Origin of the sequence: Mesorhizobium sp. (assembly GCF_004963255.1) — a bacterium.
GTDB lineage: Bacteria > Pseudomonadota > Alphaproteobacteria > Rhizobiales > Rhizobiaceae > Mesorhizobium.
Genome location: NZ_SUGA01000035.1, coordinates 30456 through 51945, shown reverse-complemented (window position 1 = coordinate 51945; position 21490 = coordinate 30456). Strand labels below are relative to the sequence as shown.

Sequence of the window (21490 nt, the reverse complement as noted above, 5' to 3'; positions counted from 1 at the left end):
GGCGCCTGCAATTGAACTTAAATCACAGACTTGGGCGGACAAGGCTGACAATCGGGACAACAGTGACTATTTCGTGACCATGGCCGAACGCAGCGAACATCGTGAACAAAGCCCGGGTGAGCAGAGCTTGACGAGCGCTACCGAGGCGCGCGGCCTTGAGGCGCTGATCTCGCGCGCGGCCCGGGCGGGCAAGGGGCCGGCGCCGGTCGAGCGCTGGAATCCGGATTTCTGCGGCGACCTCGACATGGAGATCAAGGCGGACGGCACCTGGTTCTATCTCGGCACGCCGATCGGCCGCATGCCGCTGGTGCAGCTCTTTTCCAGCGTGCTGCGCAAGGATGCCGACGGAAAGACCTATCTTGTGACCCCGGTCGAGCGGGTCGGAATACGAGTCGTCGACGCGCCTTTCATCGCCGTCGAAATGAATGCGTCCGGGAGCGGCGACGACCAAGTCATCACCTTCCGCACCAATGTCGGCGACGTTGTCGCCGCCGGGCCCGGCCATCCGCTGCGTTTCGTCGACGAGGACGAAACCGGTGGGCTGAAACCCTACGTGCTGGTGCGCGGACGGCTGGAGGCGCTGGTGGCGCGGGCTGTGATGTATGAGCTGGTCGCGCATGGCGAGGAGATCGACATCGACGGCAAGGCGATGTTCGCCGTCCGCTCTGGCGGCGAGGTCTATCCGATCATGCCTGCCGAAAAACTGAAACGGCTGAGCGCGTGATGGACCAGGTTACGCGGGCGCCGTTTTCGATCGCGGATTTCCGGGCGCGGGCCGCCGCGCAGGCCGCTATCACTCCTGGCGAGGATTTCGGCGATCATCGCTTCAATCCCGATCATCCCAGGCTCCAGCACGTCAAGCCGCTGCGGGACGCGGCCGTGCTCATCCCGGTCGTCGACCGCGCCGAGGGTGCCATGGTGCTGCTCACCAAGCGCGCCGAGAAGCTGCGCAGCCATTCCGGCCAGGTGGCCTTTCCAGGCGGCACGATCGATGCGACCGACCCCAGTCCGGAGGCGACCGCGCTGCGGGAGACCTTCGAGGAGATCGGCCTCGATCGCGACCATATCGAGATCATCGGCCGCATGCCGGATTATGTGTCGGGCAGCGGCTACCGCATCGTGCCGGTGCTGTCGGTGGTGCGGCCGGGCTTTTCGCTGACGCTCAATGCCGACGAAGTCGACGCGGCCTTCGAGGTCCCCTTGAGTTTCCTGATGGACCCGGCCAACCACACGCGCGACAGCCGCATGTGGAACGATCTCGAATGGTTCTTCTACGATATGCCCTATGGCGACCAGCGAATCTGGGGCGTCACCGCCGGCATCATCCGCACGCTGTATGAAAGGCTTTATGCGTGAGCGTCGAGCTGTCCCTCTCGAGCCAGGCCGGTTGGCTTGGCGACAAGGCCCTGCAGCAATTGCTGGCCGCGCTGAAGCGGGGCGGCGAGGAAGCGCGTGTCGCCGGCGGCGCGGTGCGCAATGCGCTGCTTGGCCAACCGGTGGCCGATATCGACATCGCCGCGACGACACTGCCCGAAGAGACCATCCGGCGCGCGGAGGCGGCCGGCTTCAAGACGGCGCCGACAGGGATCGAACACGGCACCATCACCGTGATTGCGGGCGGCAAGCCCTATGAAGTCACCACGCTGCGCGCTGATGTCGAGACCGACGGCCGCCGGGCGAAAGTGACTTTCGGGCGCGACTGGAAGCTTGACGCCGAGCGGCGCGACTTCACCATCAACGCGCTCTATGCCGAAGCCGACGGCACGGTCGTCGATCTCGTCGGCGGCATTGCCGATATCGAGGCGCGGCGGCTGCGTTTCATCGGCGACGCGGAGGCGCGCATCCGCGAGGATTATCTGCGCATCCTGCGCTTTTTCCGCTTCTTCGCCTGGTATGGCGACGGCCGGCCCGATGCCGAAGGCCTGAAGGCCTGCGCCAGGCTGAAGGAGGGGCTTGCCCAGCTTTCTGCCGAACGCGTCTGGTCCGAACTGAAGAAGCTGCTGTCGGCTCCGGACCCTTCGCGCGCCCTGCTCTGGATGCGCCAGGCCGGCGTGCTGACCGCCGTGCTCCCGGAAAGCGAGAAATGGGGCATTGATGCCATCCACGGCCTGGCCAGGACCGGAAAGGATCTCGGCTGGACCGCCGATCCGATGCTGCGGCTCGAGGCAATCGTCCCGCCCGATGCCGTGCGCATGAAGACGCTTGGCGAGCGGCTGCGGCTTTCGAATGACGAGGCCGCTCGCCTGCGGCACTGGGCGCTGACCATCGCCCCGGACGCGAAGATGACCGAGACCGAACTGGCCAAGAAACTCTATTACGGCGATCGCGACGGCTATCTCGACCGCATCCGGCTGGCGCTTGCCGCCGCGCGGACGCGTGCCGTGGAAGACAACCAGGCAATGATGGAGGCTGGCGGCCTTTCACGCCTGCTCAACTTCACGCTGAAATGGACAAAACCGGTGTTTCCGATCAAGGGCGTCGACCTGACCGAACTTGGGGCGTCGCCGGGGCCGAAGCTTGGCGCGACGCTGAAGAACCTCGAAAGGGAATGGGTCGCGTCGGGCTTCACCCTGGAACGCGGCGCGCTCATGGAACGCGCCGCGCAGGCCCTGGAGCCTTAGTTCCGCTAGGCGACCGGCGCGCCTGTCAGTGTATCGCCACGGGCGCCAGCGCCCGCGAAAGGCTTGCCTCGCCCTTGCCGTAGATGGACGGGTTATAGTTCACCAGCGTATCGGTGCGGGCCGTGTTGAGCAGGTCGTTGGTGATCTGAACCGGCGTCGCCTTGGTGAACTTGCTGCCGATGATCGCGGCGTAGCCCGAGATGATCGGCGCGGCGAACGACGTTCCGTAGAGACCGGTCTTGTCGCCTTCGACGCCGACCACGAGGAAGTGGCTCTGCACAGCGGGGTTCGAGCCGGCATAATCTGAATACCAGGCGAGCTGGGCCTTGTTGGCCGTGGTGCCGTTCGTCGACAGCGCGCCGACGAAGATCGCCGTTGGTTTGCCGATCAGGGCAAGGTCGAGATAGTCCTGCTGGCCACCGGTGATCCCGCCGACAGCCACCGCGTCGTTGCCGGCCGCCTTCGAGACGACGGCCGTTCCCCTGGTCGCATAGTTGATGATCGAGGCCTCTTCCGGGGCCCACCAGATCTGATTCACGCTGTAGCCCGCGGTTGTGTACATGCCGTAGCTGAGGTTCAGCACGTTGAGACCGCGTGCCAGCGAAACGGCGGTGCCCGTCGAGAAATCCTTGGAGCGGATGGTCGCGGCGGGAGCAATCATGCTTGCCTCCTCGCGCGTCCATTCGCCGTGCCGCTGCGTCTGCACGCCGATCCCGAAATTGCCGGAGAAGCGATCTGAACTGCTGAAGTCGTCGACCATGGTAATGGTGACGCCCTTGCCCTTGTAACCGGCGGCCCATGCGGCACCGACGTCGGGGCTCATCCAACTCTGCACGGCCTGCGTCGAGCGCACGACCGGGATCGTGGCGCTCACGCAGATGGACCCGCCGCCGTGGCAGAGCGCAGCCATTTCGTCCTGGCTGAGAGCTTCCTGCGCCGATGCCACCGGCGCTGAAAGAATGGCCAAGGCGGCGACGAGGCCGAACTTCAGGGACTTAACCGACATGTTTATTCTCCAGTCAGACAGAACCAGGTATTCTCCAGTCAGACAGAACCAGGACGGGCGATCGTGAGTTTCGGGACAAGATGATTTCATTTGCCTGCCCTCCGATCAGAAAGTGAGACGGTAGTTCAGCCAGAGATGCATGGTCTCCGGCCTGGCGCTGACCAGATACTTCAGCGTTTCCTCAGGCGCGGTCTCGCCCGCCGCCAGCCGGCAATTGACGCTGTAGGTTCCGAACTCGCCGTAGTCGGCCTCGCAGGGCTTTTCCGTCAGGTTGCCGCCGATTGTGGTGGTGACCGACAGGGACAGGGTGCTGTTGGGATTCGGATGGGTCTGGGTGAGAAATCCGAGCTTGAGGCTCGGCTCGATACGATATTTCTCGGCTTGCTCGCCGGTGCCGAACCCCCAGAGAAAGCCCGTATCGGGCGTGATCTGAGTGAGGAAGTCGACATGCATGTCGACCCAACTCGCGTGATACCAACGGCTGAAGGAGACCCAGCTTCCGCTCTGCAATTCATAGCCGCCAGTGCCGAGGCCCCTGGCCTTGTCGCTGAGCGGAGAGCCCTGATGGACATCGACGAGCGAGGTGGTCCATTCCTGCGCGGCCGCGGCAGGCGCAAAGAGGAACGCGCACGCCAAGAGCATCGCCGTGCAGAAACCGCCTCGGATGTTGGACCGCTCGCGCATACGCGAAGCACCTCGCCCCATTCCGGACAGCGCCTTGATGGCGAAGGCTCCTCGGGCAGCCCTCCGGCCGGATCATGGGTTGGACAGTCGCACGCGGAGCGTTACCGGGAAGTTATCCAAGCCGCTACGAATATAGGAATTTGCTTGAATTATGCGGAGGAATGCCTCTGCCGGCGATCCCAAAGACCGCCTGCAGAGAGAGCGCCGTTGGCCGGAAGCAACGTTCCGCTCTTGCCTGTCGGCTTGCGTGGCTCGAATTCCGGCATTTGACCGCTCAGGCGGCGTCGCGGACCTTCTGTATCCGTGAGCGGATCGCCTCGATCATCGTCTCGCGGATGATGGTCTCGCCATGCGTTTCACGCATATGCTCGACGGCACGGCGCATGACCTCCGCTTCTTCCTCGGCGCGCGTGTGCCAGTCACAGCCGGGAACCAGCGATCCGCATTGAAATTCCTTCATGGGGATTTTCCTTTCCTCGCGACGGGGCCGCTCGGCCAGAGCGCTCCAGCCATTTGTCTTATGCAATCCCGCCGAAGGCCGATGCGCGTTTCCGTAGGATTGCGCGGATGGATATCAATAACACATGCCGCCGCTTTCGGTTGCACGAAGAAGTGACCGAGAGCGGTCGGCGCGGCAAAAGCATGAACCGAAGGGCGGAGCACTGGTTCTCCGCCCTTCGCGCCGCCTGAGCCTGCTATGCCTCGCCGCGCAGCTTTCCTGGAATTGCTCCAGCCGTTACTTCATGATCTTGACGGCCTCGGCGATCTTCTTCTTGCCGCTCATGTCCCAGGACACGCGGACCTTCTCGCCGGTCTGAATGCCGGGATCCTTGAAGGCCTTGGACAAGGTGAAGGTCGATCCGTTGTCCAGAACCAGGCTCATGGCCGTTCCATCAAAGCTCTTCACGGTTCCCGTGGTGTGCTTGACCGCCGCGAACGCGGCGCCACCGGAGGCGAGGAAGGCGGCGGTAGCCGCCGTCACGATAAGCTTGCGCATGGCATGCTCTCCTGGAAATAAGGGCGCCCATTGGATCAGGCGCCCCTTCTTGATCAGGGCCGTCAAGTCGCGTCGAGTCACGGCCATGGGATGCGATGATCGCCACCTCTGCCGCCGGCGCTTCCCGACCCGACGACTTTAAATAGCTCAATTTTTTCAAATGGATATTAGACGAAAAAGATATCGTCCCTGCCACATTACCCGCCAAGATTCGGCGAATGGGACAGCAATGCGGCCATGGCCGCGCTCACCGGATCGTTACGGCCATTTTACCTCGGGCGGCAGGCTGGACAGGATCGAGGCGACATTGCCGCCGGTCTTCAGGCCGAAGATGGTGCCGCGATCGTGAAGCAAGTTGAATTCGACGTAGCGGCCGCGCCGGATCAGCTGTTCGTCGCGCTCGCCATCGGTCCAGTTCTGGTTGAAGTTGCCCCGCACCAGATGGGCATAGACGACCAGGAACGAGCGGCCGACGTCCTGGACGAAATTGAGATCGGCGTTCCAGCCGCCCTTGTCCTCGCCCGAATGCAGCCAGTCGAAGAAGATGCCGCCGATGCCGCGCGGCTCGTTGCGATGGGGCAGGAAGAAATACTCGTCGCACCAGGCCTTGAATTTGGGATAGTCGGCGACCGCGGCGTTCTTCTCGCAGGCGAACTGCATGGCGCGATGGAAGGCGACCGTGTCGGGGTCGTCCTGGGTGCGGCGGTGATCGAGCACCGGCGTCAGATCGGCGCCGCCGCCAAACCATTGGCGCGTGGTGACGACCATGCGCGTGTTCATGTGCACGGCAGGCACGTTGGGATTCCAGGGATGCGCGATCAGCGAGATGCCGCTTGCCCAGAAGCGCGGATCCTCCTCGGCGCCGGGTATCTGCTTCCTGAATTCCGGCGAGAATTCGCCATGGACGGTCGAAGTGTGCACGCCGACCTTCTCGAAGACCCGGCCGCGCATCATCGCCATGGTGCCGCCGCCACCGCGGCCTTCGTCGCGCTCCCACGGCGTCTTCTCGAAACGGCCGGGCGACCATGAGGACAGCGGTCCCTGAAGCTCCTGCTCGATCTGCTCGAAGGTGGCGCAGATGCGCTCGCGCAAGGCCTCGAACCAGAGGCGGGCCTTCATCTTCTTCTGCTCGATATCACCCGGCAGGCCAACCGGAAGGTCAGGTCTTTCCAATTCAGTCTCCAGTCACAGGCCGCTTGCCTGACAAATGACTCGTCTTTTATCGGCGCGATCCCTAATCTCTTAAGGACAAGGGTCAAGTCCTGTCTGACCAAGGTGCAAGGGAGTTCCTTCATGCGCACCCCGGCAAGACCGCCGCTGGATGGCTTGAAGAAGAGGCTGGAGCGCTCGCGGGCCGAACGCGCAAACCTGCCGCGCGACGGTTTCCTGCGCGAGACCTTCGTGCTGCCGAGGCCCGCCGCTCGCCTCAAGGCGAAGGAGTGGTTCGAGCGCTTTCCGAAGCAGGCCTACTGGACCGAGATCGAAAGCTGGTTCGAACGCCCGGGCGATGTGATCGAATTCACCATGCGGCGACTGCCGGCGGCCGACTGAAGCGCGGCCCATCTTCGCCGCCACGGCCTTCGGCGTTACGCGGGCATTTCCGGTCGCATCAATGCCCTGTAGGCGGCGAGCATCGCGTCTGCCGACCGTCCCGTGTCGATGATCGACTGCCGAGCGGCAGCGCTCATCCGCTGGAGGGCCGCCGCGTCGCCGACCAGCCTGGCAATGCGCGGCGTCAGCGCTTCCGGAACCGCGATCGGAACGATGAAGCCGTTGATGCCTTCGCGGATGACGAGCGCCGCATCGCCGACATCGGTGGTCGCCACCGGGCAGCCCATCGCCAATGCCTCAAGCATCGCCAACGGTGTGCCTTCGATGCGCGACGACATCACGAGGATGCTGCAGGCGGCGTAGAAGCGCGGCATCGCCTCCCGGTCTAGGCGGGGCAAATGATGCAGGCGGTCGGAGATGCCGGCGGCATCGGCCGCATCGCGAAACGCTTTGGTCATAGGGCCGTCCCCCAGCACGAGAAGGCGGACATGAGGATGGGCGGCGAGAATTGGCGCCGCCACCGCCAGGAAGGCGAGAGGGCGTTTTTCCTCGCTCATCCGCCCGACGAAGCCGATCACGAAGGTATCCTCCTCGACGCCGAAGCGCCTGCGGGCCGCGGCGCGGTCGACCCCTCGCGGATTGAAGACGCCTTCGTAGTCGACGCCGTTGGGGATGACAGCCACCGTCCCGGGGCGAGCGCCGCCACGGGCGAGCGAGCGTCCGATCCTTTCGTTCACCGCGATGAGGCGATCGATGTGAAGCCTGGCACGCAGCGCCGAGGCCAAATGCGCCTTTGGCGCGTCATTGTGCAGGATGTCGTAGCTCCGGATGGCCGGAAAGCGCGCCTTGATCCGCTTCAGGTTCTTGTAGAGGAAGCGAGATCCGCTTGACACGATCGCCTTGGAATCGCGCGAGGCCATGAGCGCGGCGACGAATTCGAACCAATATCGCCGGGCGAGCAGATCAGGCAGATGGTAGATTTCGGAAGTGATCGCCGCAAATGCTGGCGCCAGCGCCTGGTCGCCGGTCTGGGTGGTGACGATGCTGAGGCGCCATTCCGCTTTGAGGCTGTCGAGGATGTCAGCCAGCAGCACTTCGGCGCCGCCGATCGGCAGCCAGGGCACCAGGACGAGCAAATGCGGACGCAAGTCGGCAAGATTTCCCGATGAGCGCATCAGGGCGGAAAACGGCTCTTGATATGCGGCGAGAGGCATTCCCCGCCCAGGGCGGCCCGCCAGCCGGCGCAATTTGTCGATCTTGCTCGACCAGCTTTTGGCCAGCGCTGTCCACGCAAGGCGCAGCGGCGGCAAGGACTGGTTGGCACGCGTCATGCGGGCCCGGTGCTCCAGAGCGCCTCATGCGCCGGGGCCGGGATGCCCTGGGCCGGTGTGAATGGCTTTATCGACGCTGGCGGTTCCGCGAACTGGCTCGGATACAGCGCAACGAGCGCCAGCTTGTCGGCCGCCGCGCCAATGGGCCAAAGCGAGCGCCGGGGCTTCAATTGCGCGGCAAGGCCCTGGAACCTGGCAAGCCCCGCCGCCCGCGTCCGCCGGACGGAGGCATAGTGCAGATCTTCATAGAAGGCGATGCGCCAGCGCGCCCGCAGGGCGTTGTAGTGCCGTAACACGATCTTGAGGACTACCATGTGGTCGATATGCCCGCCGATGGCCATCGGGCAGAAGAGCCAGGGCCGCAGATCCTTGGGCTGCTCCGTTGCCGCGGCAAAGATCGCCGCGACGACCGCTTCGTCAAGCTGCCGCGCATCATCTTCCACCTTGGCGATGTCGAAGGGGGCGTGCCCGCGGAGCGGCGCCTCGTCGAGCCCGCCGAAGCAGAGGCGCAGGCCAACCTGTTCCGCAAAGGCGAGGTCTTCGCGCTGGCGCAGGCTGGAGATCGCGGCGATACGCTCGGCGTCATGCGCCGCGACCGCTCCCGGCTGGGCCACATAGCCGCACTGCGAGAACAAGGTGAGCAGAATGCCTTTCCGCCGTCGAAGCACGAAAGCTCCCAGCGAAAAACAGATGTCGTCGCAATGGGGCGCAAGATAGAGATCATGCGTCGAAGCCTCGCCGAGGCCGGCCGGAGCGGCGCGCCAGCGCGAGGCGAAATCCTGCGCGGTCAGGCTCAGGCCTTGCAGGGCCTTCGGGCCAAGGGAAGCGATGGCGTTACAATTCATGCCCGCGCGGTCCGCTCGGCCTTTATAGAAATCCAGGGTCGAAGGCATTCTCCTGCAGACCAAATCCTTGTCTTGCAAGGATTATCTTTGGCAAAACCGTCAAAAATGCGGACTGGCGCAGGCTCGCGGCAATGGCCTGTCTCCAGGCGAGTGGCGTCCATCCCGTCTGTCTTGAAAGGCGACTGCAATGGAGGGTCAGCGCGCAACCACCAGTCGCCTTGCTCCCGACCCTTGGGCGCTCAGCCGATCTTCCTTGTTCCTCAACGGGCACTTGTCGATCGACATGCAGCCGCAGCCGATGCAGTCGGTCAGGCCGTCGCGCAATTTCTTGAGCTGAGCGATCTTCTGATCGAGCTCGTCGCGCCAGGCTGTTGAAAGCAGGTTCCAGTCCTCGCGCGTCGGCGTGCGCTCTTCGGGCAGGGACTGGAACGCGCGGGCGATGTCGGCCAGCGAGATGCCGACCTCCTGGGCGACGCGGATGATCGCCACGCGGCGCAGCACGTCGCGGCCGTAGCGCCTTTGGTTGCCGGCCGTGCGGTGGCTGCGGATCAGCCCACGCGCCTCGTAGAAATGCAGCGCCGATACCGCGACGCCGCTGCGCATGGCGACCTGGCCGACCGTCAATTCCCTCACCGGAGCCATTTCCAAATTCCCGCTTGACCTCAAGTTAAGTTGAGCTTGTAGCGAAGGGAGGACCATATGGCAAACGCAGGAGAAGACGATGTGCGCCTGGGTGAAAATGACGGCGGAAGGGACAGCCGTTCGGGATAGCGAGGAAACGCGACGCGTCCTAGCCGAGCTGGCGGAGCGCTTCGCCCGCGACCATGGCGACCGACAGCGCGACATTGATGCTGCGCGCGCCCGCTCGCATCGGAATGGTCAGTCGCGCATCCGCCGCCTGGTGGACTTGTTCCGTGACGCCGGCGGATTCGCGGCCGAACAGGAGGATGTCGCCGGCGGCGAAAACGAAGTCGGTGTAGGTAGTCGCGGCCTTGGTGGTGAGCAGCACCAGGCGGCGCGCATGCGCGTTTCGCCATTCCTCGAAGGCGTGCCAGTCGGCGTGGCGGGTGAGCGTCGCCATTTCGAGGTAGTCCATGCCGGCCCGTTTCAGCGCCCGATCGGAGAGCGGGAATCCGGCAGGCTCGATGATATCGACGGCGATGTCGAGGCAGGCGGCGAAGCGCAGGATGGTCCCGGTGTTGCCGGCGATATCCGGCTGGTAGAGCGCGATGCGGAGACGATCGTTCATTTTCGCATCCTGCTAATAAGTGGCAGATCGGCCACAGGCATCTCCCGCTTTCGGCGATTTCTGGGCTGGCGGGTGGCCATCTTCTGCGAAGTCGAGTATAGGACCATCATCGTCAACCCAAACCGAATGGAGGGGAACACATGATGACCATGCACATCCAGCGCCTCTCCTGGGCTCTCCTATGCCCAATGGCGGTTTCGGTACGACGATTCTTCTGACACTTTAAGTCTTCATCGCACCGATTCCCGCCGAACCCAGTTTTCGGCCTTCGAAGGAATCTTGCGATGTTTTTCAAACTGCCAAAGGGGCGCCACGCCCCAACTGAACGTGTCGAGCCCGACGCTTGCCGCGCCGTTACGGCCGATTCGATCCGCGCCTTCGGTCGAATGCCGGGGATCGAGGCCGTATCACCCTTTTTAACGCATTTGCATATGGAGGACGGACCAATGTTCGATCCCTACAAGATACCGGGTTCAAGAAGCCTGCATGAGCGCAAGGCGGCGACCTGGGCGCTGCTGATCGGCGAGACCTATTCGTCGGCGGTGCATGCCGAGGAAAGGCGCCGGCCGCATCGCGGCATGCTGCCGGATGTCGATTTCTCGCGCGCGGTGCCCGACCACAGCCGGCCGACGCTGGTGCGCCGGATCGTCCGTCTGTTCCGGCCGGGCGACCGAAACCGGGCAGGCTCCGGCTTTTCGTCGGGAAGCTCGGCGCCGTCAGGATCGTCGAACGAGCCTGTCGGCGAAATGCCGGCGAAACCCTATATTGCGAGCAGCAAGGCCGGCGATGCGGATGATTCCGTATCGCCGGCCCGCAATGCCGCGCGGCCGCAAAGCCTAGCCCATCAATCCCGCGCTGCGTGAGCGCGCATAGCATCGTGAGTGCCTGGAATGTTCCGCTGGTTTGAACAGAGGCTCGATCCGTTTCCCGCCGCGGAGCCGGTCGAGCCGCCGAAGACGCTGGTCGCGTTTTGCGTGCATTATACGCGCGGCGCCTGGCCCTACATCCTCCTCGATGCGGTGCTGGTGACGGCGATCTCCATCGCCGAAGTGTGGATGTTCGGCTTCATGGGCCGCATCGTCGACTGGCTGTCGGGGCAGAACCGCGAAACCTTCCTGCAGACCGAGAGCTGGAAGCTCGCCGGCATGGCTTTCGTCGTGCTGTTCGCGCTGCCGGGCACGGTCTGGCTGCATTCGCTGCTCAACCAGCAGACGCTGATGGGCAATTATCCCATGCGCATCCGCTGGCAGGTGCATCGCTATCTGCTCAAGCAGTCGATGGCTTTCTACCAGGACGAATTCGCCGGCCGCATCGCCACCAAGCTGATGCAGACGGCGCTCGCCGTGCGCGAATGCGTGATCAAGCTGATCGACGTCTTGAACTACGTCATCGTCTATTTCCTCGGCATGCTGTTCATCGTCGGCTCGGCCGACTGGCGGCTGGCGGCACCGCTCGCCGTCTGGCTGGTCGGCTATGTCGGTCTCCTGCGCTTTTTCATCCCGCGGCTGGGCAAGGTTGGCGAGGAGCAGGCCAATGCGCGCTCGACCATGACGGGCCGCGTCGTCGACAGCTACACCAACATCCAGACGGTGAAGCTGTTCAGCCACGCGCGCCGCGAGGCGACCTTCGCCAGGGAAGGCATGGCGAGCTTCCTCGACACCGTCTACCGCTCGATGCGGCTGGTGACGGTACTCTACGGCCTGCTCTACGTCCTGAACTCGCTGCTTCTGTTTTCCGTGACGGCGATCTCGCTGTGGCTGTGGCTCGGCCAGGCGGTCACGATCGGCGCGGTCGCGGTGGTCATTGGCCTTGTGCTCAGAATGTGGGGCATGTCGCAATGGATTATGTGGGAGATGTCCGGGCTGTTCGAGAATATCGGCACGGTGCAGGACGGCATCCAGTCGATCTCGCTGCCGCGCCTGGTCGAAGACAGGCCGGGCGCGAAGGATATCGCCGTCAGCCAGGGCGAGATCCGCTTCGAGGACATCCGCTTCCATTACGGCAAGCAGAAGGGCGTCATCGAGAACCTGTCGCTCACCGTGAAACCCGGCGAGAAGGTCGGCATCGTCGGCCGTTCCGGCGCCGGCAAGTCGACGCTGGTCAATCTGCTGCTGCGTTTCTACGACCTGGAAAGCGGCAGGATCCTCGTCGACGGCCAGGAGATCGCGGCAGTGACGCAGGATTCGCTGCGCGCGCAGATCGGCATGGTGACGCAGGACACTTCGCTGCTGCATCGCTCGGTGAAGGAGAACATCCTCTATGGCCGGCCGGACGCGACCGACGAGATGCTCATCGAGGCGGCGCGGCGGGCGGAGGCGCTCGATTTCATCGGCGGGCTTTCGGACCATAACGGCCGCAAGGGCTTCGATGCCCATGTCGGCGACCGGGGCGTGAAACTCTCCGGCGGCCAGCGGCAGCGCATCGCGATCGCCCGCGTCATGCTGAAGGACGCGCCGATCCTGATCCTCGACGAGGCGACCTCGGCGCTCGATTCGGAGGCCGAGGCGGCGATCCAGGAGAACCTCTACAAGCTGATGCAGGGCAAGACCGTCATCGCCATCGCGCATCGGCTGTCGACCATCGCGGCAATGGACAGGCTCGTCGTCATGGACAAGGGCCGCATCATCGAGGAAGGCTCGCATGAGGAACTCGTCGCGAGGGGCGGGCTCTATGCCCAGCTCTGGCAGCGTCAGTCCGGCGGCTTCCTGCTCGATGATGGACCGGCCGAGACTGACGCCAAGGCGACCGAGATGGCGGCGGAGTAACGCGATCGCGATCAACACCAACAGGTTACGGCGATTGCGGGGAATCGATCCCGGGCGTAACCACCGCAGGGTCACAGGCCCGCCGGCGCCCAGATCGGGCGCCGGCGGGTTGTGGCCTCCACGAGAGAAAAATGTTCGACCGCATCTTCACCTGGTTCGAAAGCCGTTATTCGCCGGTGGCGCTGGCCGACGACAGGCAGCCGCCAATGGGGCTTTGGCGGTTCTACTGGTATTTCATAAGGCAATTTCGCGCCGCCTATCGGCTGCGCATGATCATCGTTGCCGTAGCGGCGATCGTCGACGCGATGCTGCCGATTTTCGTCGGCCTGATTGTCGGCCTGCTTGCCAGCACCAAGCCCGGCGATTTGTTCGCCGCGCATGGGCCGCTGCTCGTCCTGATGGCCTTCGTCGTGCTTTTGCGTCCGCTGTCGATGGTCGTCGATGCGCTGATCCGCAACCATGCCATCGCGCCGAACCTCATCGACCTCATCCGCTGGCAGAGCCACTGGCATGTCGTGCGCCAGGACTGGTCGTTCTTCCAGAACGACTTTGCCGGCCGCATCGGAACCAAGGTCATGCAGAGCGGCGATTCGGTGGAGATGAGCGTCAACCTCACCGTCGATGCCGTCTGGTACGCGCTGGTGTTCGTCGCGGTCGCCATCGTGGTGCTGGCGCGGCTCGACCCGCTTCTGCTGGCGGTCGTGGCGGTCTGGCTGGTGTTCTATTGCCTGATCTTCTGGTCCGCGATGCCCAGGATCACGCAACGCTCGTCCCAATTGTCGGAGCGGTGGTCGCAGGTGAGCGGCCGCATGGTCGACAGCTACACCAACATCCTGACGCTCAAGACATTCTCGACCGGCGAGCACGAAGACAAATATGTCTCGCAAGCGGTGGTCGAGCATGCCGACACATTCTACCAGCTGATGCGCGTTTTCACGCTGATGTGGTCGGCCTTGTTCGTCCTCAACGCGGCGCTGCTTATCGCCGTGAGTTGGCTGGCGCTCGCCGGCTGGAACGCCGGAACGATGACCACCGCCGCCGTGGCCACCGCGATACCGTTCGCGCTGCAGATCGCCAACATCTCCGGCAGGATCCTCGATGTCGGCGCCAATGTCTTCCGGCAGATCGGCGTCGCCAGCAACTCGATGACGACGATCGCGCGGCCGATCGTCATGCAGGACCAGCCGGACGCACCGGCCCTTGTCGTGACCGCCGGCGGCATCGAGTTCGACCGGGTGAACTTCAACTATTGGCGCAAGGACGGCAAAGGCGGCGTCATCGACAATCTGTCGCTGAAGATCGCGCCGGGCGAGCGGGTCGGCCTGATCGGCCGTTCCGGGGCCGGCAAATCGACGCTGGTCAATCTCGTGCTGCGGCTGTTCGACGTGCAGGACGGCAAGGTGCTGATCGATGGGCAGGACATCCGCAACGTCTCGCAGGAGAGCGTTCGCGCGGCGATCGGCTTCGTCAATCAGGACACCTCGCTCTTGCATCGATCTGTTCGCGAGAACCTCAAATATGGGCGCCAGTCAGCCAGCGACGAGGCGATGCTCAACGCCGCCAAAGCCGCCCAGATTGACGAGGTGATCGCGGGGCTGACGGATCCGCATGGGCAGAGCGGCTATGAGGCGCTTGTCGGCGAGCGCGGCGTGAAGCTCTCAGGCGGCCAGCGGCAACGCATCGCAATTGCCCGCGTTATGCTGAAGGACGCGCCGATCCTCATCCTCGACGAGGCGACATCCGCGCTCGATTCGGAGGTGGAGGCCGCCATCCAGGAGAACCTCTACAAGCTCATGCAGGGCAAGACCGTCATCGCCATCGCCCACCGGCTGTCGACCATCGCGGCGATGGACCGGCTCGTCGTCATGGACAAGGGCCGCATCGTCGAGGACGGCTCGCATGAGGCGCTGATCGCCAAGGGCGGGCTCTACGCACAGCTCTGGCGGCGCCAGTCGGGTGGGTTCCTGCTAGAGGAAAAGCCGCTCGCCGACGCTCCGCCGACGAAAGGTGAAGCCGCCGAATGATGCAGGCCATCTATCGCTGGTTCGAGCACTGGGTCTACCCGTTCCGCGAGCCCGCCAATCTGCGGCCGCCCGCCGGCGTCGGCGGCTTCCTCTGGCACTATGTCGGACAGGCGAAGCTTGCCTTCTTCGCCATGCTGATCATCGGCGGCATCGCGCCGCTGGTCGAGGCCGGCCTGTTCTATTTCGTCGGCAGGCTGGTCGACATCCTCGACCAGTTGCCAGGCGAACGCAGCTGGCACGCGCTGTGGGCCGCGGCCGGCCCCGAGCTGCTGTTCATGGGCGCGGTCGTGCTCGTCATCCGCACGGCCGTCGTCGGCCTCTCGGCGCTGGTCGACGAGCAGACGATCACGCCAGGCTTCTACAATCTGGTGCGCTGGCAGGCGCACCGGCATGTCTCGCGTCAGTCCTATGCCTTCTTCCAGAACGATTTCGCCGGCCGCATCGCGACAAAGGTCTGGCAGGCGGGGCAGGCGACGGGCGACCTGATGGAAAGTTTCATCGAGGTCATCTGGTTCATGATCATCTATACCGTGACGACGCTGGCGCTGGTCGCCGGCCTGGACCTCAGGCTGGCGGTTCTGGTGGTGGTCTGGATCGCCGTGTTCGGCTGGCTGGCCAAACTCTATCTGCCGCAGATTCGCAAGCATGCCGAGGCGACAGCCGAGGCCGGGTCGATGATCACCGGCCGCATCGTCGATTCCTACTCCAACGTGCAGACGCTGAAGCTGTTCTCGGCGGATGGCGACGACCGCTACATCAGGAACGGTTTCGACATCTATCTCGACGCGCTGCGGCCGTTCACGCGCCGTCTGACCGGCGTGCGCATGGCGCTGACGACGCTGTCGGGCGTCATGATCACCGCGATCGCCGGCTTCGCCATCTATCTGTGGGTCGAGGGTTCGATCACGGTCGGCGCTGTCGCCTTCACGCTTTCTCTCGTCCTCAGGCTCAACATGCTGCTTGGAAGAGTGATGATGCAGCTCAACGGCATTCTGCGAAATCTCGGTGTGCTGGAGAATTCCAAGGCGATGATCTCGCAGCCGCTCGGCCTGACCGACGCCCCGGACGCCAAGGAACTTGTCGTCACCGGGGGCGGCATCGAGGTCAGCAACGTCACCTTCCATTACGGCAAGGGGGCAGGAGTGCTCGACGGCATCGACCTTGTCGTTCATCCGGGCGAGAAGGTCGGCCTTGTCGGCCCCTCCGGTGCCGGCAAGACGACCTTGGTCAATCTGATCCTGCGCCTCTACGACCGCGAAGGCGGCCGGATCCTGATCGATGGGCAGGATATCGCGCATGTGACGCAGAACTCGCTGCGCGGCAATATCGGCGTCGTCAGCCAGGACACGGCGCTGTTCCACCGCTCGCTGCGCGACAACATCAAGCTCGGCATGCCGGATGCCACCGACGCGCAAGTGATCGCCGCGGCCCAAAAGGCCGAGGCGCATGACTTCATCCTGGGACTGCGCGACAACCGCGGTCGCGCCGGCTACGACGCCTATGTCGGCGAGCGCGGCGTGAAGCTCTCCGGCGGGCAGCGGCAGCGCGTCGCCATCGCGCGCGTCTTCCTCAAGGACGCGCCGATCCTGATTCTCGACGAGGCGACCTCGGCGCTCGATTCGGACATCGAGGCTGCGATCCAGGAGAATCTGACCCGGCTGATGGAAAACAAGACCGTGATCGCCATCGCGCACCGGCTCTCCACCATCGCGGCGCTCGACCGGCTGGTGGTGCTCGACGGCGGGCGCATCGTCGAACAGGGCACGCATGACGAGCTGGTGGCGCTCGACGGGCTCTATGCGCGGCTCTGGAAGCGGCAGTCCGGCGGCTTCCTGTTCAACGAGGAAAGCGCGCTGGAAGAGACGCGGCCGGCGGAGTAGAACGGGGGTCATGTCGGTACGTATGCCTACCAATTTCGGACGCTCAGGCGCGCAGGAAAGCGCGCTCGACCTGCTCGGCCACGAAATCCTCGCCGAGAAAGCCGCAGCGCTCGGCCGCGCCGGCCAACGCGTGGAGGAAACCCTTGCCAGATTGCGCCAGAGTGGGGAGGGCGAGCACCGCAACCGGCTGCTCAAGGAAGCCGCCGCGGCCGTCCATGCCTACTTCATCCAGCGCGAGCTCTGCGGCTTGCGCAAGCACGATGCGGTGATCCGCGAATACGACATCCCGAGGGCCGTGCTGGTCAGGCTAGGCGCTAGCTAAAAACCGCTATTCCAGCCATTCCGTGATGAAGTGACCGTTCTCGTGGATGTCGGTGCTTTCGAGCGGACCGGGGCCGAGATTGGTGAATTTGTGCGGCGTGTCGGGGGGCACGATCAGAATCTGGCCGGCGGTTGCCCTGATTTCCTGGTCGCCGATGGTGAAAAGGCCGGTGCCGGAGCGGATGACGAAGATCTCCGCATAGGGATGCTTGTGCAGGCGCGGGCCGCCGCCGATCTTCTCCTGGTAATTGAAGATCAGACAGGAATTGGCGCCGAACTGGCCGCATTGCAGCTCGCCCTTCCAGCGGTCGGGGGCTTCGGCCCAGCTGTCGCGTTCAATGACATGCGCCATGGCGGCAGAATAGACCGGGCCAGGAGCGGATGTCGAGGCGAACAAGGGCTCGATTCATCCCGGATTTCCCGCTGTTTCACGCCGTCCGGCGGCCTGGTAGGAACGCGTCGGTCACGGCCGCCGCGCATCCCCGCGACAATCTGCCCTTGTGGCCTCACCCCGCTGGACAAAAACGGGCCGCACGCATAAACCGAAAATCCAAATGCCGGAGGAATTCGCTAGCCTGTTCGCCATGCGCTGTCGGGCAGGTGCGATTGAGCGGGGACAAGGCTCGGCCTCCGGTTAGGAAGAGGCGAAAGGATCAGGCACCCGTGAGCGCAACCGACATCCACGATCCCAACCGTCGCGATTTTCTCTACGTAGCCACCGGCATGGCCGCCGTTGTCGGCGCGGGAGCCGTCGCGTGGCCGTTCATCGACCAGATGCGCCCTGACGCCTCGACACTGGCTCTCGCTTCGGTCGAGGTCGACGTCTCCTCGCTGCAGCCGGGCAGCTCGCTGATCGTCAAATGGCGCGGCAAGCCAGTGGTGGTGCGCAACCGCACCGAAAAGGAAATGAAGGACGGCGAGGCCGTCAATCTCGCCGATCTCAAAGACCCGATCGCGCGCAATGCCAACCTGCCGTCCGACGCGCCGGCGACCGACGCCAACCGCACGACGCCCGGCAAGGAAGCCTGGATGGTGATGGTGCAGGTCTGCACCCATCTCGGCTGCATCCCGCTCGGCCAGGAAGGCGATTTCGGCGGCTGGTTCTGCCCGTGCCATGGTTCGCAATACGACACCGCCGGCCGCATCCGCAAAGGCCCGGCGCCGGAGAACATGGCGATCCCGGTATTCAAGTTCATTTCCGATACCAAGATCCTTATCGGTTGAGGCAGGGGACATTTCGATGAGCGAGGGACACTCGACCTACACGCCCAAGACCGGTATCGAGCGCTGGTTCGATGCGCGCATGCCGCTGCCGCGGCTGATCTATGACAGCTTCGTCGCCTATCCGGTACCGCGCAACCTCAACTACATGTGGACGTTCGGCGGCATCCTGTCGATCATGCTGGTCTCGCAGATCCTGACCGGCATCGTGCTGGCGATGCACTACACGTCCGACACCAATCTCGCCTTCGATTCGGTCGAGAAGATCATGCGCGACGTGAATTCGGGATGGCTCCTGCGCTATCTCCATTCCAACGGCGCCTCGTTCTTCTTCGTCGCCGTCTACATCCACATCTTCCGCGGCCTGTTCTACGGCTCCTACAAGGCGCCGCGCGAGCTTCTGTGGATCCTCGGCTGCATCATATACCTCCTGATGATGGCCACCGGCTTCATGGGCTATGTGCTGCCCTGGGGTCAGATGAGCTTCTGGGGAGCCACCGTCATCACCGGCTTCTTCAGCGCCATTCCGCTGGTCGGCAACTGGATCCAGGAATTGCTGCTTGGCGGCTTCGCCGTCGACAACCCGACGCTGAACCGCTTCTTCGCGCTGCATTACCTGCTGCCGTTCATGATCGCCGGCGTCGTTGTGCTGCACATCTGGGCGCTGCATGTGGTCGGACAGTCGAACCCGACCGGCATCGAGGTCAAGTCGAAGACCGACACTGTCGCCTTCACGCCCTACGCGACCATCAAGGACGCGTTCGGCATGATCGTGTTCCTGTTCTTCTTCGCCTATTTCGTCTTCTACCTGCCGAACTATCTCGGCCACCCGGACAACTACACGGTCGCCAACCCGCTGAAGACGCCGGCCCACATCGTTCCGGAATGGTACTTCCTGCCGTTCTACGCGATCCTGCGCGCCATCACCTTCAACATCGGCCCGATCAACTCCAAGCTTGGCGGCGTGCTGTGCATGTTCGGCGCCATCGCCATGCTGTTCCTGGTGCCGTGGCTCGACACCTCCAAGGTGCGCTCGGCGGTCTACCGTCCGTGGTACAAGCTGTTCTTCTGGCTGTTCGTGGCCGACGCCATTCTGCTTGGATGGCTGGGCTCGCAGCCGGCGGAAGGCGCTTACGTGTTCATGGCGCAGATGGCGACGCTGTTCTACTTCGCCTTCTTCCTGGTCATCATGCCGGTGCTCGGCCTCATCGAGACGCCGCGCAGGCTGCCGAACTCGATCACCGAAGCGGTGCTGGAAAAGAACAAGGGCGGCAGCGGACATCCGGCAGGCGCGACCGCCGCGCCGGAAACCAAAGGCTGAGGATCTGAGGGGATTTTGGGTATGAAGAAGATTCTCACCTCGCTGGCGCTGCTCGGCCTGGTGGTCGCGGGCACCTGGATGTCAAGTGCTGGGGCCATCGCCGCGGAAGAGGAACACAACGCGGCCGCGCCGACGCATTTCCCGATCAACGAGCCGAAGGAAATGAGCTGGAGCTTCGCCGGTCCGTTTGGCACCTATGACAAGGCGCAACTGCAGCGCGGCCTCAAGGTCTACAAGGAAGTCTGCTCGGCTTGCCATTCGATGAACCTGGTGGCCTTCCGCACGCTGGAGGGGCTCGGCTATTCGGAAGCACAGATCAAGACGCTGGCCGCCGGATACACCATCCATGACGGCCCGAACGACGCCGGCGACATGTTCGATCGTCCCGGCAAGCCGTCGGACCACTTCCCGGCGCCGTTCCCGAACGAGCAGGCCGCGGCTTCCGCCAATGGCGGCGCCGCCCCGCCGGACATGTCGCTGCTCGCCAAGGCACGCGGCGTCGAGCGCGGCTTCCCGCGCTTCATCTTCGATATCTTCACCCAGTATGCGCAGGGCGGCCCGGATTACATCCACTCGCTGCTCACCGGCTACGACCAGACGCCGCCGGCCGGCATGGTGATCCCGGAAGGCACGCACTACAATCCGTACTTCCTATCCGGCGTGTCGCTGAAGATGCCGAAGCCGCTCTCGGACGGCCAGGTCACCTATGACGACGGCTCGCCGCAGACCGTCGACCAGTATGCTCGTGACGTCTCGGCCTTCCTGATGTTTGCCGCCGAACCGCATCTCGAGGACCGCAAGAAGACCGGCTTCCGCGTCATGATATTCCTGCTGCTCTTCGGCGCGCTGGTCTACATGACCAAGCGCAGGGTGTGGGCCGACGTCGCGCACTGAGCCGCGGCCAAATAGCAAAGCTTCAAGGGGCGCCGCGCAGGCGCCCTTTTCGTTGTGACCAAGGCCGGTCGGTGCCGATCCTTTGCCGGATGTGCTTGTCTCTGGCGCGACATCGCGGTAGCCCTTGTCGGTCGCGTCGGGCAGCAATGGCCGACGCCAAATCCGACAGCCGGACACGCGGAAAGCCTCGATGAAATCCTCGCTCGAAGACACGCTGCTTGCGGCCATCCGCACCATTCCGGATTACCCCAAGCCCGGCATATTGTTTCGCGACATCACCACGCTGCTTGGCGATGCCCGCGCCTTCCGCCGCGCCATCGACGAACTGGTGCATCCCTATGCCGGGCTGAAGATCGACAAGATCGCCGGCATTGAGGCGCGCGGCTTTATCCTGGGCGGCGCGGTGGCGCACCAGCTTTCGGCCGGCTTCGTGCCGATCCGCAAGAAGGGCAAGCTTCCCTACGAGACGGTGCGCGTGGCCTACAGCCTCGAATACGGCCTGGACGAGATGGAGATGCATAAGGACGGCGTCTCGCCCGGCGAGAAGGTGATCGTGGTCGACGACCTGATCGCCACCGGGGGCACCGCGGAAGCAGCGGTGAGGCTGCTCAGACAGATCGGCGCCGACATCGTCGCGGCCTGTTTCGTCATCGACCTGCCGGATCTCGGCGGCCGCAAGAAGCTGGAAGCGCTCGGCGTGCCGGTCAGGACGCTGATCGGGTATGAGGGGCATTAGCGGCTTTCCCTTCTCCCCTTGTGGGAGAAGGTGTCGCCAAAGGC

Annotated in this window: 23 protein-coding genes; 13 read left to right on the top strand and 10 right to left on the bottom strand. The window is 64.0% G+C overall.

Annotated features, from left to right (window positions below; genetic code table 11):
• Positions 1 to 79 precede the first annotated feature (79 nt).
• Genes E5X34_RS26590 through E5X34_RS26580 form a run of 3 tightly spaced genes read left to right on the top strand, consistent with a single transcriptional unit; the run spans position 80 to position 2621 of the window.
• On the top strand, positions 80 to 724 hold the full coding sequence (locus E5X34_RS26590) for a DUF1285 domain-containing protein (RefSeq protein WP_292571059.1): 645 nt from the start codon (positions 80 to 82) through the stop codon (positions 722 to 724).
• Positions 724 to 1356 (top strand): CoA pyrophosphatase, encoded by a 633-nt coding sequence (locus E5X34_RS26585; protein ID WP_292571006.1) that lies wholly within the window; start codon positions 724 to 726, stop codon positions 1354 to 1356. Before E5X34_RS26590 ends, E5X34_RS26585 begins: the two co-directional genes overlap by 1 nt.
• A complete protein-coding gene (locus E5X34_RS26580) occupies positions 1353 to 2621 on the top strand; it encodes a CCA tRNA nucleotidyltransferase (RefSeq protein ID WP_292571003.1) in 1269 nt (422 codons plus the stop codon). Before E5X34_RS26585 ends, E5X34_RS26580 begins: the two co-directional genes overlap by 4 nt.
• 25 nt (positions 2622 to 2646) lie before the next feature.
• Here E5X34_RS26580 and E5X34_RS26575 read toward each other — a convergent pair whose 3' ends face one another.
• From E5X34_RS26575 to hemF, 5 genes are all read right to left on the bottom strand, one after another.
• On the bottom strand, positions 2647 to 3627 hold the full coding sequence (locus E5X34_RS26575; RefSeq protein WP_292571001.1) for a S8 family serine peptidase: 981 nt from the start codon (positions 3625 to 3627) through the stop codon (positions 2647 to 2649).
• A gap of 105 nt (positions 3628 to 3732) precedes the next feature.
• The gene (locus E5X34_RS26570) at positions 3733 to 4311 is read right to left on the bottom strand and encodes a hypothetical protein (protein ID WP_126059740.1); all 579 of its coding nucleotides are present in this window, start codon (positions 4309 to 4311) and stop codon (positions 3733 to 3735) included.
• Between the two features lie 274 nt (positions 4312 to 4585).
• Positions 4586 to 4771 carry a DUF1059 domain-containing protein gene (locus tag E5X34_RS26565; RefSeq protein WP_040989704.1) on the bottom strand — a complete coding sequence of 62 codons (186 nt, stop codon included), beginning with the start codon at positions 4769 to 4771 and terminating at the stop codon, positions 4586 to 4588.
• Between the two features lie 276 nt (positions 4772 to 5047).
• Positions 5048 to 5308, bottom strand: coding sequence for a DUF1344 domain-containing protein (locus tag E5X34_RS26560; RefSeq protein ID WP_292570997.1), 261 nt, complete (start codon positions 5306 to 5308; stop codon positions 5048 to 5050).
• A gap of 258 nt (positions 5309 to 5566) precedes the next feature.
• Positions 5567 to 6481 (bottom strand): oxygen-dependent coproporphyrinogen oxidase, encoded by a 915-nt coding sequence (gene hemF / locus E5X34_RS26555; RefSeq protein WP_292570996.1) that lies wholly within the window; start codon positions 6479 to 6481, stop codon positions 5567 to 5569.
• A gap of 120 nt (positions 6482 to 6601) precedes the next feature.
• Here hemF and E5X34_RS26550 point away from each other — a divergent pair, with 120 nt between their 5' ends.
• Positions 6602 to 6859, top strand: a complete 258-nt coding sequence (locus E5X34_RS26550) for a hypothetical protein (RefSeq protein WP_042639873.1) — start codon at positions 6602 to 6604, stop codon at positions 6857 to 6859.
• Positions 6860 to 6894: 35 nt separating this feature from the next.
• Here the strand turns inward: E5X34_RS26550 and E5X34_RS26545 are convergent, their stop codons facing one another.
• The 4 genes from E5X34_RS26545 to E5X34_RS26530 form a co-directional block, all read right to left on the bottom strand.
• Entirely contained in the window at positions 6895 to 8007 is a 1113-nt protein-coding gene (locus tag E5X34_RS26545; protein ID WP_292570994.1) for a glycosyltransferase family 4 protein, read from the bottom strand.
• 179 nt (positions 8008 to 8186) lie between these two features.
• Complete coding sequence (locus E5X34_RS26540; protein ID WP_292570991.1) at positions 8187 to 9083, bottom strand: PIG-L family deacetylase; 897 nt, start codon at positions 9081 to 9083, stop codon at positions 8187 to 8189.
• A 147-nt stretch (positions 9084 to 9230) separates the two neighbouring features.
• Positions 9231 to 9677 carry a redox-sensitive transcriptional activator SoxR gene (soxR, locus tag E5X34_RS26535; protein ID WP_292570988.1) on the bottom strand — a complete coding sequence of 149 codons (447 nt, stop codon included), beginning with the start codon at positions 9675 to 9677 and terminating at the stop codon, positions 9231 to 9233.
• A 148-nt stretch (positions 9678 to 9825) separates the two neighbouring features.
• On the bottom strand, positions 9826 to 10284 hold the full coding sequence (locus tag E5X34_RS26530; protein ID WP_292570985.1) for a tRNA (cytidine(34)-2'-O)-methyltransferase: 459 nt from the start codon (positions 10282 to 10284) through the stop codon (positions 9826 to 9828).
• 446 nt (positions 10285 to 10730) lie between these two features.
• On the opposite strand from E5X34_RS26530, the gene E5X34_RS26525 reads away from it, so the two are divergent.
• From E5X34_RS26525 to E5X34_RS26505, 5 genes are all read left to right on the top strand, one after another.
• Positions 10731 to 11147: a hypothetical protein gene (locus E5X34_RS26525; protein WP_292570983.1), complete on the top strand. Its 417-nt coding sequence runs from the start codon at positions 10731 to 10733 to the stop codon at positions 11145 to 11147.
• Positions 11148 to 11174: 27 nt separating this feature from the next.
• Positions 11175 to 13049: an ABC transporter ATP-binding protein gene (locus E5X34_RS26520; RefSeq protein ID WP_292570980.1), complete on the top strand. Its 1875-nt coding sequence runs from the start codon at positions 11175 to 11177 to the stop codon at positions 13047 to 13049.
• Positions 13050 to 13180: 131 nt separating this feature from the next.
• On the top strand, positions 13181 to 15073 hold the full coding sequence (locus E5X34_RS26515) for an ABC transporter ATP-binding protein (protein ID WP_292570977.1): 1893 nt from the start codon (positions 13181 to 13183) through the stop codon (positions 15071 to 15073).
• Positions 15070 to 16953 carry an ABC transporter ATP-binding protein gene (locus tag E5X34_RS26510; RefSeq protein WP_292570974.1) on the top strand — a complete coding sequence of 628 codons (1884 nt, stop codon included), beginning with the start codon at positions 15070 to 15072 and terminating at the stop codon, positions 16951 to 16953. Before E5X34_RS26515 ends, E5X34_RS26510 begins: the two co-directional genes overlap by 4 nt.
• Before the next feature lie 10 nt (positions 16954 to 16963).
• Positions 16964 to 17275 carry a DUF6665 family protein gene (locus tag E5X34_RS26505; protein ID WP_292223990.1) on the top strand — a complete coding sequence of 104 codons (312 nt, stop codon included), beginning with the start codon at positions 16964 to 16966 and terminating at the stop codon, positions 17273 to 17275.
• Positions 17276 to 17281: 6 nt separating this feature from the next.
• Here E5X34_RS26505 and E5X34_RS26500 read toward each other — a convergent pair whose 3' ends face one another.
• Positions 17282 to 17626: a cupin domain-containing protein gene (locus E5X34_RS26500; RefSeq protein ID WP_292571057.1), complete on the bottom strand. Its 345-nt coding sequence runs from the start codon at positions 17624 to 17626 to the stop codon at positions 17282 to 17284.
• Positions 17627 to 17937: 311 nt separating this feature from the next.
• On the opposite strand from E5X34_RS26500, the gene petA reads away from it, so the two are divergent.
• From petA to E5X34_RS26480, 4 genes are all read left to right on the top strand, one after another.
• Positions 17938 to 18498 carry a ubiquinol-cytochrome c reductase iron-sulfur subunit gene (gene petA, locus E5X34_RS26495; protein ID WP_042647595.1) on the top strand — a complete coding sequence of 187 codons (561 nt, stop codon included), beginning with the start codon at positions 17938 to 17940 and terminating at the stop codon, positions 18496 to 18498.
• 16 nt (positions 18499 to 18514) lie between these two features.
• Positions 18515 to 19816, top strand: a complete 1302-nt coding sequence (locus E5X34_RS26490) for a cytochrome b N-terminal domain-containing protein (protein ID WP_292570971.1) — start codon at positions 18515 to 18517, stop codon at positions 19814 to 19816.
• A gap of 21 nt (positions 19817 to 19837) precedes the next feature.
• On the top strand, positions 19838 to 20710 hold the full coding sequence (locus E5X34_RS26485; RefSeq protein WP_042647593.1) for a cytochrome c1: 873 nt from the start codon (positions 19838 to 19840) through the stop codon (positions 20708 to 20710).
• A 190-nt stretch (positions 20711 to 20900) separates the two neighbouring features.
• Positions 20901 to 21446 carry an adenine phosphoribosyltransferase gene (locus E5X34_RS26480; protein WP_112127111.1) on the top strand — a complete coding sequence of 182 codons (546 nt, stop codon included), beginning with the start codon at positions 20901 to 20903 and terminating at the stop codon, positions 21444 to 21446.
• Positions 21447 to 21490: the final 44 nt, after the last annotated feature.